Source organism: Martelella sp. FLE1502, from assembly GCF_053484255.1.
This window is the reverse complement of sequence record NZ_JBAKFQ010000013.1, coordinates 109,767-124,673: the sequence shown is the minus strand read 5'-3', so window position 1 is coordinate 124,673 and position 14,907 is coordinate 109,767. Positions and strand designations below refer to the sequence as shown.

The window sequence follows — 14,907 nt, the reverse complement described above, 5'->3', positions numbered from 1 at the left end:
TAAAATGGTCGGGGTGGCGGGATTCGAACCCACGACCCCTTGACCCCCAGTCAAGTGCGCTACCGGGCTGCGCTACACCCCGACCAACCGTTACGGCCCGTCCCCATTAGACTTTCGGCGTTTGTCGCGCAAGGGCCAAAAAGCATTTCTGAAACAAAAACGGAAAATTTGGCCCCGAAGGCAGGCTGCGGGAACAGAAGTCCCACGAAACTCCCACCAGATGTTCTCCGAAGGTTCCGGACAATAGCGGCTTAACCGCGCCGCTCACCCGCAAGATATCTGGCGCTCGGCAAACCGTCGGTGCGGTAGTGGATTTTGCAGCGGTCATCGAAATGGTTTTCGGTTTGCCGCATCGCGCGCGGGCAACCCATCTGCTTTGCAAATGCTGTCAGCGCGGCCGGCGCGCTATACGTTCCGGCGATGCTGAAAAACCGGTCCTCCCGGTATTCCCCATATCTCTCACAAAGACTGCATTCAACCTTGACCCTGCGACGCTGCTGGTCGTCTGACATATCGTGCTCCAAAGTACGCCCCTTCGAACACAGAACATACATGGAACAAAATCGCCTTTCATTCACAAAAAAGCCGCCCCGGTCCCCCGAGGCGGCTTTCAGCGGCTCGACAGCCAGCTCCATATGTTTTCCTTCTGCCCCACCAGCCAGACGGCGAGCGCCAGCAGGAAGCCGCCGGCGACCCATAGGAGCTTTCCGAGACGGCCCGCCCCTTCCACCTGGGCTTTCTTGAGCGCGTAATCCTCCAGGGTCGGCGCTGCCTCGCTGACGGCCTTTTCGACGTTTTCTAGCCGGTGGTTGATCTTCAGCAGCTCGCGCTCATGCTGCTCCTGCCGCTGGTGCATGCCGCGACGGCTTTCGCTGGCGCTTGCCTCGGATGCCTCGAGCCGTCGCTCGACCCGATCAACGCTTTTGCCGACGTCTTCGATGCGCTGGAGGATGAGCGCGTTGATCCTCAAAGGGTCGTCGGTCACCAGCAGCCCAGCCTTTCGCCGGCGGCATCATTGCCGGTGACGTTGTTCAGCCCGTTGCGGTCGGCATTGGCGAGCGCGACGAACCCGGCCGGCGAAAGGTTATTCTTCTTGAAAGGACCGCAGCCGGAGAGTGTCGCACTCGGGCACCCGGCCAAGATTACGGAAGTAGTCATCACAAAGATCGGCGCTATCCATTTGCTCGCGTTTCGCATCGTCTTCAAACCTTTCCTGCACCTGGCCGAGCGTGTCGCGCGCCCGATCCGCCTTTTCGTCCTGGCGGCCGTCACGGCGGGCGGCGGGCAGCACGAAGGCCCAGACCACCACGATGACGATCGCCACGCCCACGAGGCCGCCGGCGATCGCCAGCGACCAGTTTTTGATCTGTCCGAACATCACCGCCGCCTCATTGCCAGCCAGACGGTCAGCCCGACGATCACCGCGGCAACGAGGATCCGTGCGATATCGCCGCTTGTCAGCTCGTGCTGCTGATCGGTGACCGCCCGCACCACATCCTCGATCGATGGCGCCGCCAGGGCCGTCGCCGGTGCGGCGCCGCCGGCGGCAATCGCGACCGAGCTGCCAGACGGCTCCTTCTGCGTCACCGGGGCGGCATCAACACGCGATTTTGAAAGGGCAGCGAGGGATTTGTGCAGCGCCGCGCGGGTGCGCGGGCCCGCATCGCCGTCGATCTTCCGGGTGTAAAGCCCCTTCGCCTTGGCATCGATCTGGAAGGCATGGATCGCATCGGGCTCATAGCCGAGCATCACCAGCGCCGCGCGGACATAGAGCGCCAGGCGATCGGCATAGCCGTTCAGCCCGCCATTGATCCGCTTGGTGATCATCTCGATATCGCCGGCATCGGCATAGCGGTTCAGTCCGCGCGTGCTCCAGTACCAGATCGCCGACAGTCCTTCCCAAGGGTCGGTGTTGATCAGGTCGGGGTTTGCGCGAAAATTCGGGACATCGCCGCCAATGTTTTCAACGCACCAGTCCTGGAATTCGCCGATGTTAAACCCGCCGGTCACCTGCAGCGGACCACGGCCCGCATTCTTCTTGCCGTCGCCGTCCCGCTCGGGCGTGTTGCCAAGATCGGTGCGCGTGTCATAGCGCGCCTGCGCGGGCGTCGGCCCCCAGACCTCGCGGTCATAGCGAAACTCCCCGCTCTCATGCATCACCTGAGCAAGGAATTGCGCCAGACGGTGCGGCCGATCGAGGCCGAACATCGCGCCATAGCGATCAAGCGCCGCAATCACAGATTCGGCATTCGCCACCTGCTTGCCCGTCAGCGTCCGGCGGGCGATGCGTCTGATCAGATCGATTGTCACTTTCATTTTCGGCCTCCAATGGACAAAGCTCCGCCGCCCGCCTCAGCGGGGAGGCGGTGCGGTTGTTCGGGGTTGGGACGAGTTTGGGCTAGGCGAATATCTCCGCCGGTGTTGCCGGCTCCGGCGTCACCGCGAAAGCGGCGAGCGCCTCGGGCAATTCCGCGCCATCGGCCAGCCGCAGATTGACGTGAAAGCCCGGCACGGCGGCCATCACGGGGATCGTGGTGCCCTCGGCATCGGTTTCCGTCTCGCCCGTCGGCGCATAGACGACGCCATCGCAGGCCGCGCCCACGGCCTTGACGATCAGCAAGCCCTCAGGCAGGCCGCTGTCGTGATAGGTCAGCGCGTCGATTTCGACACCGATCGTCTCGAAGGCGGAAAGCGCTGCAGCATGGTCGGCGAATTGCAGGAAGGCATCAAACATAGGGAACTCCTTTTGCCTGAAGATCGGCGTCCGTGATCAGCCCTTCCCAGTCAACGAGCCGGTAATACAGGCCGGGTGCGAAGAAGGTTGTCCCCGCCCTGCCAATGAAAATCGCCGACAAGTCGGCCTCTTGTGTTCCCGCCCTGCTTTGCACGCCGCCACCCTGGTAACTGGCTCTCATTGACGCAGCATTCCATCCCGCCGCTAGACCAAAAGAAGGCATTGCTCCTGCCGGGATCGATGCGTCGTAGACGTACAACAGCGGATAGCCGAGCGCGAGGAAACCACCATCCGGCGGGAGGGTAGCTATGTAGTCATTCGTTCCGGGACCGGACAGCAACCGGCCCCACCCCGCGCCCGGTCGAGCGTAAACACCCTCCCCCTGCAACAGCACAGACGCCTTACCGCCCCGCAATAGAGCCGCGACGGGCTCGGCGAGTTGCGCCTTGTCTGCGGGTCGGGTAACGACCGATGCGCCTGTTGGGATGTAGGAGGTCGGGACCGCGCCGGCCTCCACCTGCGCGCCCCATGCATAAATTCCGCTAACGCCGTCGCCGGTGTAAGAAATATTGTTCCCATCGTGCAGAGCGATCCACGGAACCGTTGTGGATGCAGGGAGAAAGCTGACCCAACAACGATACCACCCGTAAGCATAAGGTATCATACCAGCCCCGGCAGGAGACGGCTCAATCTCTGTAAACTCGCCAGCAGCAAGATCAAAAAGAGCGCCAGGTGCACCGGTTATGTGCGTAAACCGAAGAACAGCTTGACTGCGCTCCGCCGCTTTCAGCCAGCAAGAATAGACATAGGTTGATCCTTCCACGAGAGGACCCGAGTAACCATCGAGCCCGATGTATAACCGCTGCTGATCAAAATTTGGACTCTCTGAAATTTTGACGCCGGAAAGCGCCCCGTCAGGACCTTCGATCGCATCAGCTTGCACGAAGCGAAAATTGTTTGTCGGGCCGACAGTGGTCGTTTCGCCCCAACCGAAACTGCTGGAGGCAGGCATAAGGTTCGTCGCCGACCCCTCCAGCAGCAACCCGCCCCGCCCGGTGCTGTAATCGAAGCGCGGCTGATCGACCGCCGCCGTCTTGATAAGCCCATCGGCGCCAACATAGGTCGCCGTGCCGGCGCGGGTGAAGGTGATCATCTCCGCAAGCGTGCTCTCTCGCATCCCTATCTCCTGAATAAGCCTGGCGTATCTATTCCCCGAAAAATCCATGATCGCCGCAGGGGTGAGTGTCTGACCGCTATTCGCGTCGACGGCGACGTACGACGGAACCGCCCACCATGGCCGCCGTCTCATTGCGAACCCCAGGCCTAGTCCAAAGCCAAGCGCCGTCATGGCATAGCCTCCGGATCGGCAAAAGCGGCATCGATCGCCGCCGTGTCGGCAACGGAGCCATGAGCGATCGCGGCAAGCACCGCGGCCCGGCGGTCGAAGGTCGATTGCACGAATTCGCCGACGGCCGTCGCCAGCGCTGTGACCATATCCAAAAGGCTCAAAACAAAACCGTTCATCATTCGGCGCTCCAGGTGATGCCGTCCAACACGAAATACGACGCAGCCCCGGCATTGCGGACAACGATGTAGCCGTCTGCCTGCACATCCAGTCGCACATTTGGTGTCGCGGCGCTGTCGGAGGGGACATAGAACACCATATTCGCCGCCGGCCGCAGATTTGCTGGCAGACGATATACCGGCGTCCCGTCCGTCTTGGTGCCCGCTATTAGTCCACCAGACAAGCAGATGCGGCCGTCAGCGGAAACCGACAGTGTCGGCGCGGGCACTGCCGCCGACCATCCGTTAAGATAGAGCGATGGCAGTTCTGTGCGGGGCATCTCCCGCGTCATTTCCGGTGACGTCAGATCGGCAAGCGTGCGCGTGATGGTCACCGCAGCCTCGCGATTTGCGGCCGTCGTCAAATGGATATTGTCCTTGACGATGGGGTCCATATCCGGCACCTCCAGCCAGTCCGCCAGCACGGGACCAAGCGCCTGTTGAAGGTCGATGCACTTGATGCCTCGCAGCGCCGCGAGCCTGATTATCGCCGCGCGGCGGCGCGCGCCCTGCTCGTAATTGTAGGTTTCCGTTGCCTGCCCAGAGAGAGCGCGCGGATACCAAAGCGGCTGGATGACAGCAATGGGCTCGCAGTCATTGGCACGCATAACCGAGAAAATGCCGCCGTCACCATCGACAAAGCCCAGGTTGCCCAGTGTGGTCTCCACCGAGGCCGCGCCCTGTGTATCATTGGTCCCGATCATCACGATGCCATAGCGACAGCCATGCGTGCCTTCGACTGCCAGCTTCGCAACCATATCCGCGCTGTTCGCGCCGGAAACCGCGAGGTTGACGATTTCGATCAGTCGCGCTCCGAAAGAGCCGTCGAAATATTTCCGCAACTGATTTGGCCATGCCCCCGGCTCGCTGACTGACTGGCTGTCGCCGATAATCAGGAGCTTGAAGGGTTGAGGTGTCCAGGCAACCGATCGCCGCGCGCGGGTGATCTGCTCTATTTTGACGCTGACGCTTGCGTCGCCGTAAGATCCGAAGCCCGCCTCCGTGATAAGAGCGCCGCCTGTGTCCCCGCGATAGACCTCCATGCCATTCAGCAATAGCGACCATGTCCTGTAGTCGATGATGCGAACGGTCCACATGGCGTTTCCAGCCTGCATCGAAAGATGCGTCGCGCGGCCGATCCAGTCGACCGCCGCCGTGGTGCCGGCCACGCCCGTCGGCTTGGAAAGCGCCAGCCCGGCCCCGCCTGCCGTTGGCGCGTAAAAGCCGAAATAGCCGCCGGTCGTGCGCACGAACGCGGCGCGCTGATAGTCGCCCGCGCCGAACACGCAATTAAGTTCATCGCCTCCGCGCGCCTTGTGGAAAGACGCGCGCCACGTCCCGTCCGATGTAACCGGCCAGTTGATCTCAGATGCGTCCCCGGTTGGCAAACCAGACGCCGACCATGTATCGGACGTATTCCAGACAATCGTCTCATGCGACATGTTGATCGCATCAACGTCAAAGTAGTCGGTGCGGTCGATGTCTCCAGGCCCCATGATGACGGCTTTCTCGCTGAGCCCCGGAAGGTACCGCTCGTCATAAACGACATCGTTGAACCTGGACGCCTTCCACTTCATGATAGCGCCGTATTGCGGATGCCAGAATGGACCTATGTCCGTGTTCGGCAAGGCATCGGCCGCGTCCTTGCGCCCGAGAACTTCCGCTGCGGCCCGCATGGCGGCGGAAGACGCTGACGAGAGTAGACCTCTGAAAAACGCCGAGATCGGCGTGAGACTCGCGCCAGCCTCGCTCGTGAAATACGGCAGGCTGTCCGCGGCTGGAGAAACATTGGAAAGCACCTTGAGAGCATCGCTGTCGAGCCTGCCAAGGTAGTCCGCCAGCGCCGCCGCATTGGCGATCACCTGGTTGGCGTCGTCCTGCCGCTGCAGCGCGTAGGCATAGGTGCCGGAAGCGCCGACCCACTCGGTCGCGGCCGTGATCGCGGTATTGCTGTCGACGCTTGCGATCGGCAGCGGGTTGCCCGCCGCCTGCGGATAGATCACCCCGCCGCCGATGACGGCCGTTGCCCAGCCGGTGCCATTGCCGGTCACGGCCGCCGAGCCGTTGGTCAGCGTGATTGTGCCAGTCGTGTAATTCATGGCTGCGGTATCCCGAAAATATAATAGCGGATGCCCTGGATCGGGCTGTCGTCATAGCGGTGCGTCAGCGTGCCGCTGGAATAGTCCGAGGCGTTGGCGTAGAAGCTGAGCACGGGCGAGCCCCGGAATGTGTAGAACCGCGCTTCGGAACTGGTCAGCTTGCAATAGCTGGTATCGCCCGCCGTCCCGCCGCCGGAGCCCGGCATGTTGATGTAGAGGATCTTCGAAAACGGCTCCCGCACCGCCGAGGAATAGCTTTCGCTGGCCGTGCTCGCCCCGCCGTGAACCGTCATGAACTTGACGAACGGCCATGCCCCGCCCGCATCGAAGCTCACCGGCCATTGCTGGTTGCCGTCGGCCGTGATCGGGATATAGCCCTGCTTGATGATCCGAACGGCCGGCCAGCGGCTGTCCAGAATGATGTCGCGAAAGCTCGGGTTCGCGCTCGCGCCCGGCCGCAGGAACTGCACAACATTCTGCGACCCGTCATTGAACTGCCGCAGCACGTCATTCGCGCCATAGGTCGGCCCGGCGCCGTTGCTGGCATAGACCATATACCGCGCCCGGCAGGCCCCATAGGGGTTGTCGAAATTCAACTGCCCGCCGGAAATCCAGTATTCCGCCCCGAGATTGTAGCTCCCGCTGGTGAGCGGCGAGATCGGATACCAGATGTCGCCGCCGGTGTAGAAATGCACATCAATAAGGCAATCATCCGGTATCGCCCCGACAGAGACGGAGCTGACGCCAGACGGCACGGAAACGTCGCCGGCAGCGACCACCTTGATCGGCAGCACGGCGCTGTCGAAGGCAAGCTGGGTTTCGGTCGCGGTGTAGGCGTCATAGCCCGGTTTCGCCACCCGGCAGGTGGAACTGTTGATGATCACCGATGTCTGGCCCGAGACCGGTGAAAGCGGCGGGTCGAGGATCGGATCGGCATTGCCCGGCAGGTCCCAGACCTGCAGGACCGCGTTGCTTTCAGGGTCGGCATTCTGGTTGTAGTCCGGGTACAACACCGTGCCGTTGCCAATATATCCGACCGTCGTCGGGTCAACGCGGCTCCAGTCCGTATGCCAGGGCCGCGACCACGCGCCGGAGGAGGCAAAATAGCCGCTGCGATCCTGATAGCCGTGATAGCCCTGCACGACCCGCCCGGAAAACCTCCCCGAGAATGTCTTGATCTTCTTTTGAAACACCGGCTGGGTGTAATGCAGCCCCCCGAAATAGGAGTTCCGAAACCAGTACCGGGTAACCGTCCCGCCCGTGATCGCGAGTTGGTAATTGCCCTGATTGGTGCCGGATGGCAGATATTGCACAGCGGGCGCGCCATCCATATCAACCGCGGTGTAATCGCCCCAATAGCGGATCGGGTCGAATTTCGAGTTGTAGAGCCACGCGCCACAAGTCGTGTCGGGCGTGGTGACCGGGTCATAGGCATCGGTCGAAATCTTGACCGCCGCCGCGCCCTGGCTGTCGATGCCAATGAGGGTTTGCGTCATGACCGGATCACGATGCTGCCGGCATTGAGGTTGATGGTCATCTTGCCGTTCAGGCTGTTGATCAGGCCGGAATTCACCGTGCCGATATCTGCAACGTTCAGTTTCAGGACGCCGCCCTCAAACACGAATGGCCGCTGGCCATTATTCAGCACCACGAACTGATCGGCATTGACGGCGAAGCGCGATTTCTGCACCCCGCCCTCGGTGTAGATTTCGAGATAGAGCCCGCATTCAATGAAGCTGCCACCTGTCCCGGCGCGAAGCAGCACCGAAAACCGGGCGGTAACCCCGGACTGGTTGGCGGCAGCCGCAAACTTGATCTGCCCGCTGGCAAAATTGTCATTGAGCTGCGCGGCAAGTTCCGTCGTCTGCTCCGCAAGCGCCTCGTCTGCGGTGACACGGGCAATCGTCTCATTGACGATCGCCGCCGTCGCCTCATCCAGCTCCGCGCCGATGAAGACGATCTCTTGCGCCAGCGCCTCGTCTTCCGTGGCACGCACCAGGCGCTCCTCGGTGATCTGCGCAAGCGCGCTGCCGGTCTGCTGCCGCAGCTCCAGCCGATCGAGCAGTCCGACGGAGCCCTGAAGCGAGATCGAGGTGGCGATATCGGCGATCTGCAAGTTCTGATAGTCGTAACCGGCCTGCAGCTCCTCGAACCGCTTGCGGACATCCTCGCCGACGGTATCGAGCGTAACGTCGAGATCGGTCGAGACATCCGGCGTTGTCACGGCCAGCCAGGCCGACCATTCCGTCGGCCGCCGCGAGATCGGGACATAGCGCCCGCGAACCTCATAGTCCGTGTTGTGGCGAAACACCGGCGAAAGCAGCGCGTAATATGGGCTGGCATAGCGCGTGCTGTCGCTGTCGAACACAACGTCGCCGGAGGCCGCAAGCCGCACCTGCACCCACACCCGCTCGACATCCTCCAGCCCGCCGGCCCACGAAACCTTTATCGTCGGTCGCCATGCGTTTCCGGCGGCGTCATAGAGCGTGGCCGGGTCCACCGTCCAGCCGGCCATGATCTGCGCCGGCACGCCGATCCGCCCGATCCAGCCCACCGATGTCGGCAGCGCATCGGAAGCCGACCAGTCGTAATCGGCCGGGTCGATTTCCTTGAGCGAGACGATGACATTCGCGCTCATCGGCGCGGCGAGCGCCACGACCAGGAATTTCTTGTCCGCATATCCGTTGCGCGTGCTGGTCCATGACACGACGTCATTGGGCTCCAGCGGCCAGGCATCCGGCGGCAGGCATATCTGGTGCGTGCGGAACCGGCGTGCATCGTTCAACATCGCCAGCATCAGCCGCTGCACCTGTCCGCCATATGGGCAGGCCTCGAAGCTCACAGCTTGCGGCAGGCGGCGGTTGCCGTCCAGCACCTCCAGCGCGCTGTCATAGCGCGCCGGCGCATCCTTCATCGTCCATTTCTCAGCAGGCTCCGGATAGGTCGCTTCCACGGCGTTGACCGTGTCATCGAGCGAGCCATGCGGCGCGAACGACTGACCTTTGGTGATGACGATATCTTTGTCCGAAAACGCATAGACCGCGCTGCCCGGCGCGCCGACCGAGATCTTGAACACCCCGCCGACCTCGGCAAGTCGCGCGTTGCAGGCAAGCCGCAACTCCTCGATCGCATCGATCGGCCGTTCATCGCCGCGAAACTCGTAGCCGCCCCGAAACGCCGGAACCGCGCCCGCGCCGTCATCGACCGAGGCATCGGCTTCGTTCATTGCTGTCATCCAGTTGGCGACAGGCAGGCGATAGGCGGCGAGGTCCTGCCCGCCATATATCCACTGGTCGCCGTAATAGACGCCGCGAATGACGTTATAGATGATCACCGGCAGGTTGTTTGACGGCTCCCACGTGGCGGGATTATCCCAGCGATGCAACCCGCTGCCTCCGACCGTGCTATCCTTGCGCGGATCGTAAAGCGGGATCGAGCCCAGTTCAAACAGCATGCTCGGCGCGCTCGAAAACAGATCGCGATCATACCGGCATGTGACGATCGCATAGGTCACCCCGCGCCCGATCATCGCCGCGGTGAACGGCCGGTCAGCATTGCCGCCGAAGCGATCGATCAGATAGGCGTCCGCCGAAGTCTGCGAGCCGTTATAGAACTTGACCCACATATAGTCCGCGCCGCCGCTGCGGTATTCGGCAACAGGAAAACCGAATTCGCCATGCGCCTCGCCGGTCAACAGCGTCACCTTCTGGTCATCGACCCAAACGCCATTGAGCCCGGATTGCGGCAGGCTGCTGAGCTCGATCACGTCGACGAAATAGGCGTTCGGCGTGCCGTCGACCTCGCCCCAGGTGCCCGCATATTTGCGCCGGCCGGCCGTGGCATAGTCGCCGGCGATAAAGGTGACAGGCTCGTTGTCGCCCATCCGGATCGACAGGTTGACGCCCGGATCGCGCGTCTCGGTTTTCTGTTGCTTGCCGGATATCGCCCGCTGGATCAGGCTCGCGCCAACGCTCAGACCAATGCCGATGATTGCCTGGCCAATGACGCCCAGCGAGCCTACCCAGCCGGCAACAGCGCCGATCGCCCCAAAGATGAAGCCGGCATGCGCCGACGTCGCCGCCGTGAGAAAGGCAGCGAGCGTAAGAAATAGGAATCTGATCATGTCACCCGACGCGGAAAGCGCGCGTTGCGCTGAAGAGATCGACCGTCCCGAAGCCCTTCGGCCTCAGCACGAAAATGCGCTCGCCATTGACGACGCCGAGCGCGGAGCCGAAACCGTCATCGGACGGAATGGCCGCGATGTCACCGAGGCGGGCGCGCGAGATATGGATTTCCGGCAGGATCGTCGCGACCAGGTCGGAAAGATCGGTAAACCCGTCATTGCGCAACACGCGCAGCGCGCCGACGCCGGTGGTGTAGCGATCCCGCCAGGGCGAGACGATATCGGCGCCGGTCAACGCTTCCACGCTGTCGCCGACAAGCCCGACAAGGCAATCGTGATCGCCCCAGGAAAATGGCTTGCGCCGCATGGCATCGCAGGCGGCATCAAACCGCGCCCGCCAGCCATCGATGCGGATAAGCGTGTTCATGCCGCCCGCCCCCATGGAATATCCCAGTTCTCGACAACGCCGGAATACCGGCCCCATTGGTCATCCGACCGGCGCTTCTGGCCCTCATAGGAGGATTTCAGGGGATTGGTGCGCGCCAGCATGGCGATCGCGGCCGAGATCAGGTGCAGCGTGATCCCGCCCTCCTCGCCCGCCGCCGGCGTTTCCACCGGCTCGCCGTCGACAATGCCAAGAAACGTGACCTCAGCCGGCCCCGCCGCCTGCCCCGTCGCCGGATCGATCAGCAATTGATGAACCTCGACAGAGGCAAGCCGGGCATCCCAGCCGCGCACGAGCTGCTGCACGGCCGGCGCGATCTGCGACAGCCGGATATCGACCGTCTGGATCGTCATGTCGGAAACGCGCGGGATTTCCGGAACCTCAAGATTGACGTCGCCGAGATAAGTCCGCGTCACGATCCCGCCGCTCGACCCGTCGATCACGTCGATATCCAGATCCTCGCCCCCGGTCCAGAAACCGAGCGAGACCGGCACGCCCGTCGCCCGGTCCCGCGCTGTCACATAAACCAGCGACCGCGCCACAAGCCCCTTCTCCCGCGCGCCGACAAGCGCCGCGATAAAAGCTGCCGAAACGCTCTTCATCACACGCCCCGCTTCTGCACGATCGAAAAACCCATGCCGGACACGATATTGCCGTTGACCGAGCCCGCCTGAAATGACCCCGGAACGACAATGCACGGGCATGCCGGACGGATCAGCGTCACGGCATTGCCAGAAGACACTGAAGCGGGCAGGCTCGGGAACACCTGAAACGCAGATGTCACCCCGCCGCCGTTCGCGGTCACATCCTCGGATACCTCGACAAATGCATGTCTCCCGCCGGCGGTCACGATCTGGATTTTATCGCCAATCGACAAGGCATATCCGCCGGGCAACCCAGTCAGCGCCAGAGATCGACCGCCAGCGCTTTGCACGGTGACAGTCGGGTCCTCCGGCGACAGATAAAACCCCGCCGAAAAATCCATTACTGCGGCGGCATAGATCGTCTTGCCTGTATTCGCGTCGGTGGCGGCATATTCAGCCAGTTCTCCGCGAAAGATGGCTCCAGCCGGATCAAGCCGCGGGCCGCAGATATAGGGATCGCGAAACAGGAACGGCTCCAGCGCTCCGTCGAGGCCGCGCACAAGCGCGGATATCGCCTGTGCCTCCGTCAGCCGCACCGGCCGGATCGTGATATCCGCCTTCCAGAGCGGCGGCGCAAGCTCGGCCTGATACACCACGCCCTCGCCGGTGCCCGACAATTCGTCGTTTCGCTGGATATCCCAACGCATGGGCATCAGTTTCAAACGGTCGAAAAACTGCGAAAGCGACTTCATCAGCCCACCCTGTTCGGGTTGCGGTTGATCTCCTGAATGCGCCCTGGCAACACATAGCGCGAAAACTGGTCAAGTTTGCGCTGGACGACGTGCCCGATCGCTTCGGCATCCTGTGGGCTTGTCCCTTCCGGAACCGCGATGCTGATCCCGCCGAGGCTGACATGCGTATCGCCTCCGCCCCGCGCGGCCTGAAGCGAGGACATCGACGGCATGCGATACCGGCTCGCAAGCCCGCCGGCGGCAAGCTTCATCGCCTTGCCGCTGTTGATCGCCTCCAGCAGCGGCAGATTGTCCCGCGTCGCGCGCGCATTGACGACATATTCGCCGTCGGAAAGCCGCGCCGGAATTTTGTCCCCGCGCGACCCGCCCGGCCCGGACACGCGCCCGCCGCCCGCCAACCGAACGCCGCCGCCGAGACCGGAAAGAGCCGAGAAGAACCCGCCAAGGCCGGGACCGGTCCCGAACAGCGTGTCCAGCGACAGATCAAGCAGCTTGTCGCCAATACGGCCGAGCGCGTTCCCCAGCGCGTCTGCGGCGGACGTGCCTGCGACCAGGTCGGAGATGAACCCGCCCATGGCATCCTTGGAGGTGGCCCGAACATCGTCGGCGGACTGCCTGAGCTTGTCGTTCGCCTCGGCCGCGCGATCGGCCGCTACCGATGCGGTGGCATAGGCATCCGCGAGCGTGGCGACTGACTGACGAAGCGCGTCGGTGACTTCAAGGCCGGATTTCTGCGCTGCCGTCAAAAGATCGTGCTCGGCCTGCGCTTTCCGCAGGGCAAACCCGTAATCCTCGACAAAGGGGTTCAATCGGCCCTGCGCATCCGCTTCGGCGGCCAGCGCCGACGTCGTTTCGGCAATGCGTATCTTCAACCGCTCATAGTCGGATATCCGGTCCCTGCCTCCGGACTTCTTCTTGTCCTTATCCGACCCGTCGCCGCCGCTATCCGATCCGCCGCCGCTACCGCCGCCCGGATCGGCGAAGGTCGTGGCCAGGGCCTCATCAAGCTTGTTCGCCGTCAGTTCCGTCAGCGTCAATTCGGCGCGAAGCTTCTTCAAATCGTCGAAGGCCGGACTTTGTTCTATCGCCTTCTGCGTCTTCTCAAGGGCAGTGAAATCGTCCGGGAGACGGACATAGGGGCCGTTCTGCCGATCGCCATAGCCCCGCGCGATGTAGTCGTTATTGGTGAAAACCTGCCCGCCGACATCGGCGCGAAGATCCTTGCCCTTTTCGGCGATCGCGGCCTGCTGTGTGGCGATCAGCGCACGCTGCCGCTTCAACTCAAGCTCGAGCAGCGACTTCTTGGCCTCGAATTCGCGCTTCGTGTCGGCCACGATGCTGCTGGTGGCGGTCGTCTGCGCATCCGCCGTCTGCCGGATCGCCGCGCGATAGGCGTCCTGCGCCTTCTGCACGTCCGCGATCATGCTGGTGACATGGTCCGCCGAACCGGCCTGGTCGGCAAGAGCCTGCGTGGCATCGTCCACCGCGCTGCCGAAATCGCCAAAGGCAATTGCGGCGCCGGCCGCAATCCCAACGATCAGGCCGAGCGGGCCGAGGCTGGCGCGGAACAGGCCTGCGGCCACGGTTCCGGACTTCATGGCGGCCGTCAACGCGCGCACGGCAATCACCGCCTCCGGCAGCGTCGCGATCATTCCGGCGATGCCGCGACCGAGAAGGCCTGCCGCAAGCACGGCCGCAAGCTTCAGCGAGACATCCGCCACTTCGTCGAAGTTGTCGGCGAGCGCATTGAGCCCAGCAACAAGGCGCTGCGACGCGCTCAAGCTTTCATCCGTCTGTCCGATATAGCGCGTGAAAGCGTTGTCGACCTTCGTGACGCCCTGCTCGATCGTTTGCGTCGCGTTCGCCGCCATCCGCTCGACCACGGGGAAACCGCGCATGAATGCATCGAAGAACTGCCGGCCGGAAACCTCGCCCTCGTTGACGAGCTGCTTGAGCTTCGAAACGGAGCCGCCTGCGGCATCGAGCCCGTTGGCGACGGCGATCAGGATCGGGCGCGCGCCCTCGTTGATCGAGTTGAATTCCTCGGCCTGGACGCGCGCGGAGCCGAGAAGCTGACCGAGCTGCGTGAGCGCGCCTGACGCCTCTTGCGCCGATTTACCCTCGACCCGCAGGGCGACGGCAATACCGTCGGTGAACTGCAACAGACGTTCCTGCGACTGCTGCAGATTGTCATTCGCCTGCGCCGCCTTTCCGAAAAGGCCGGTCAGCGCCGTGATCGGCGTCGCATTCTTCTGCGCCGATGCATATAGCGCGTCCAGCACCTCGACCTGGTTCCGGCCGACAACGCCAGCGACCGCAAGCGCGTTCTTCGCGCCGGTCCAGGCATCAGCATATTGCTGCACCTCACGGATGGACAATGCCGAGCCGAGCGCGGTTGTCGAAAGCAGCAAGCCGCGAAAGGCATTGCGCCCGAAACTCGCAAGCCTGCGGTCCATTTCGGCAACGCGGCGATCGATCTTGCGAAGCTCGCGCGTCGTGGCCCCGGACGCCTTGGCAAGGTTGCGCTCATAGGCCTTGACATCGGCCGAGAGTTGCACGACCAATTTTTCAAGATCGGTTGCGGGCACGAGGCTACTTTCTGATCAA

Annotated in this window: 14 protein-coding genes and 1 tRNA gene; all 15 read right to left on the bottom strand. The window is 62.9% G+C overall.

The features are described from left to right. Positions 1 to 5 precede the first annotated feature (5 nt). A tRNA-Pro gene (locus V6767_RS13145) sits at positions 6 to 82 on the bottom strand. A gap of 169 nt (positions 83 to 251) precedes the next feature. Beyond that, positions 252 to 635 carry a hypothetical protein gene (locus tag V6767_RS13140; protein ID WP_448473909.1) on the bottom strand — a complete coding sequence of 128 codons (384 nt, stop codon included), beginning with the start codon at positions 633 to 635 and terminating at the stop codon, positions 252 to 254. After that, positions 611 to 985: a hypothetical protein gene (locus V6767_RS13135; protein ID WP_448463934.1), complete on the bottom strand. Its 375-nt coding sequence runs from the start codon at positions 983 to 985 to the stop codon at positions 611 to 613. The genes V6767_RS13140 and V6767_RS13135 overlap by 25 nt, the downstream gene beginning before the upstream one ends. 99 nt (positions 986 to 1,084) lie before the next feature. Further along, entirely contained in the window at positions 1,085 to 1,378 is a 294-nt protein-coding gene (locus V6767_RS13130) for a hypothetical protein (protein ID WP_448473908.1), read from the bottom strand. Beyond that, positions 1,378 to 2,316: a glycoside hydrolase family 19 protein gene (locus V6767_RS13125; RefSeq protein ID WP_448473907.1), complete on the bottom strand. Its 939-nt coding sequence runs from the start codon at positions 2,314 to 2,316 to the stop codon at positions 1,378 to 1,380. The genes V6767_RS13130 and V6767_RS13125 overlap by 1 nt, the downstream gene beginning before the upstream one ends. Positions 2,317 to 2,398: 82 nt before the next feature. Next, complete coding sequence (locus tag V6767_RS13120; RefSeq protein WP_448473906.1) at positions 2,399 to 2,734, bottom strand: hypothetical protein; 336 nt, start codon at positions 2,732 to 2,734, stop codon at positions 2,399 to 2,401. After that, complete coding sequence (locus tag V6767_RS13115; protein WP_448473905.1) at positions 2,727 to 4,082, bottom strand: phage head spike fiber domain-containing protein; 1,356 nt, start codon at positions 4,080 to 4,082, stop codon at positions 2,727 to 2,729. Before V6767_RS13115 ends, V6767_RS13120 begins: the two co-directional genes overlap by 8 nt. Then, positions 4,079 to 4,261, bottom strand: a complete 183-nt coding sequence (locus V6767_RS13110; protein ID WP_448473904.1) for a hypothetical protein — start codon at positions 4,259 to 4,261, stop codon at positions 4,079 to 4,081. The genes V6767_RS13115 and V6767_RS13110 overlap by 4 nt, the downstream gene beginning before the upstream one ends. After that, positions 4,258 to 6,396 carry an SGNH/GDSL hydrolase family protein gene (locus tag V6767_RS13105; RefSeq protein ID WP_448473903.1) on the bottom strand — a complete coding sequence of 713 codons (2,139 nt, stop codon included), beginning with the start codon at positions 6,394 to 6,396 and terminating at the stop codon, positions 4,258 to 4,260. The genes V6767_RS13110 and V6767_RS13105 overlap by 4 nt, the downstream gene beginning before the upstream one ends. Continuing rightward, positions 6,393 to 7,892 carry a hypothetical protein gene (locus V6767_RS13100; RefSeq protein ID WP_448473902.1) on the bottom strand — a complete coding sequence of 500 codons (1,500 nt, stop codon included), beginning with the start codon at positions 7,890 to 7,892 and terminating at the stop codon, positions 6,393 to 6,395. The genes V6767_RS13105 and V6767_RS13100 overlap by 4 nt, the downstream gene beginning before the upstream one ends. Further along, positions 7,889 to 10,519, bottom strand: a complete 2,631-nt coding sequence (locus tag V6767_RS13095; RefSeq protein WP_448473901.1) for a phage tail protein — start codon at positions 10,517 to 10,519, stop codon at positions 7,889 to 7,891. The genes V6767_RS13100 and V6767_RS13095 overlap by 4 nt, the downstream gene beginning before the upstream one ends. Position 10,520: 1 nt before the next feature. Then, a complete protein-coding gene (locus tag V6767_RS13090; protein WP_448473900.1) occupies positions 10,521 to 10,946 on the bottom strand; it encodes a DUF6950 family protein in 426 nt (141 codons plus the stop codon). Continuing rightward, positions 10,943 to 11,566 (bottom strand): hypothetical protein, encoded by a 624-nt coding sequence (locus V6767_RS13085; RefSeq protein ID WP_448473899.1) that lies wholly within the window; start codon positions 11,564 to 11,566, stop codon positions 10,943 to 10,945. Before V6767_RS13085 ends, V6767_RS13090 begins: the two co-directional genes overlap by 4 nt. Beyond that, the gene (locus tag V6767_RS13080) at positions 11,566 to 12,300 is read right to left on the bottom strand and encodes a hypothetical protein (RefSeq protein ID WP_448473898.1); all 735 of its coding nucleotides are present in this window, start codon (positions 12,298 to 12,300) and stop codon (positions 11,566 to 11,568) included. The genes V6767_RS13085 and V6767_RS13080 overlap by 1 nt, the downstream gene beginning before the upstream one ends. Beyond that, positions 12,300 to 14,888: a tape measure protein gene (locus V6767_RS13075; RefSeq protein WP_448473897.1), complete on the bottom strand. Its 2,589-nt coding sequence runs from the start codon at positions 14,886 to 14,888 to the stop codon at positions 12,300 to 12,302. Before V6767_RS13075 ends, V6767_RS13080 begins: the two co-directional genes overlap by 1 nt. Positions 14,889 to 14,907: the final 19 nt, after the last annotated feature.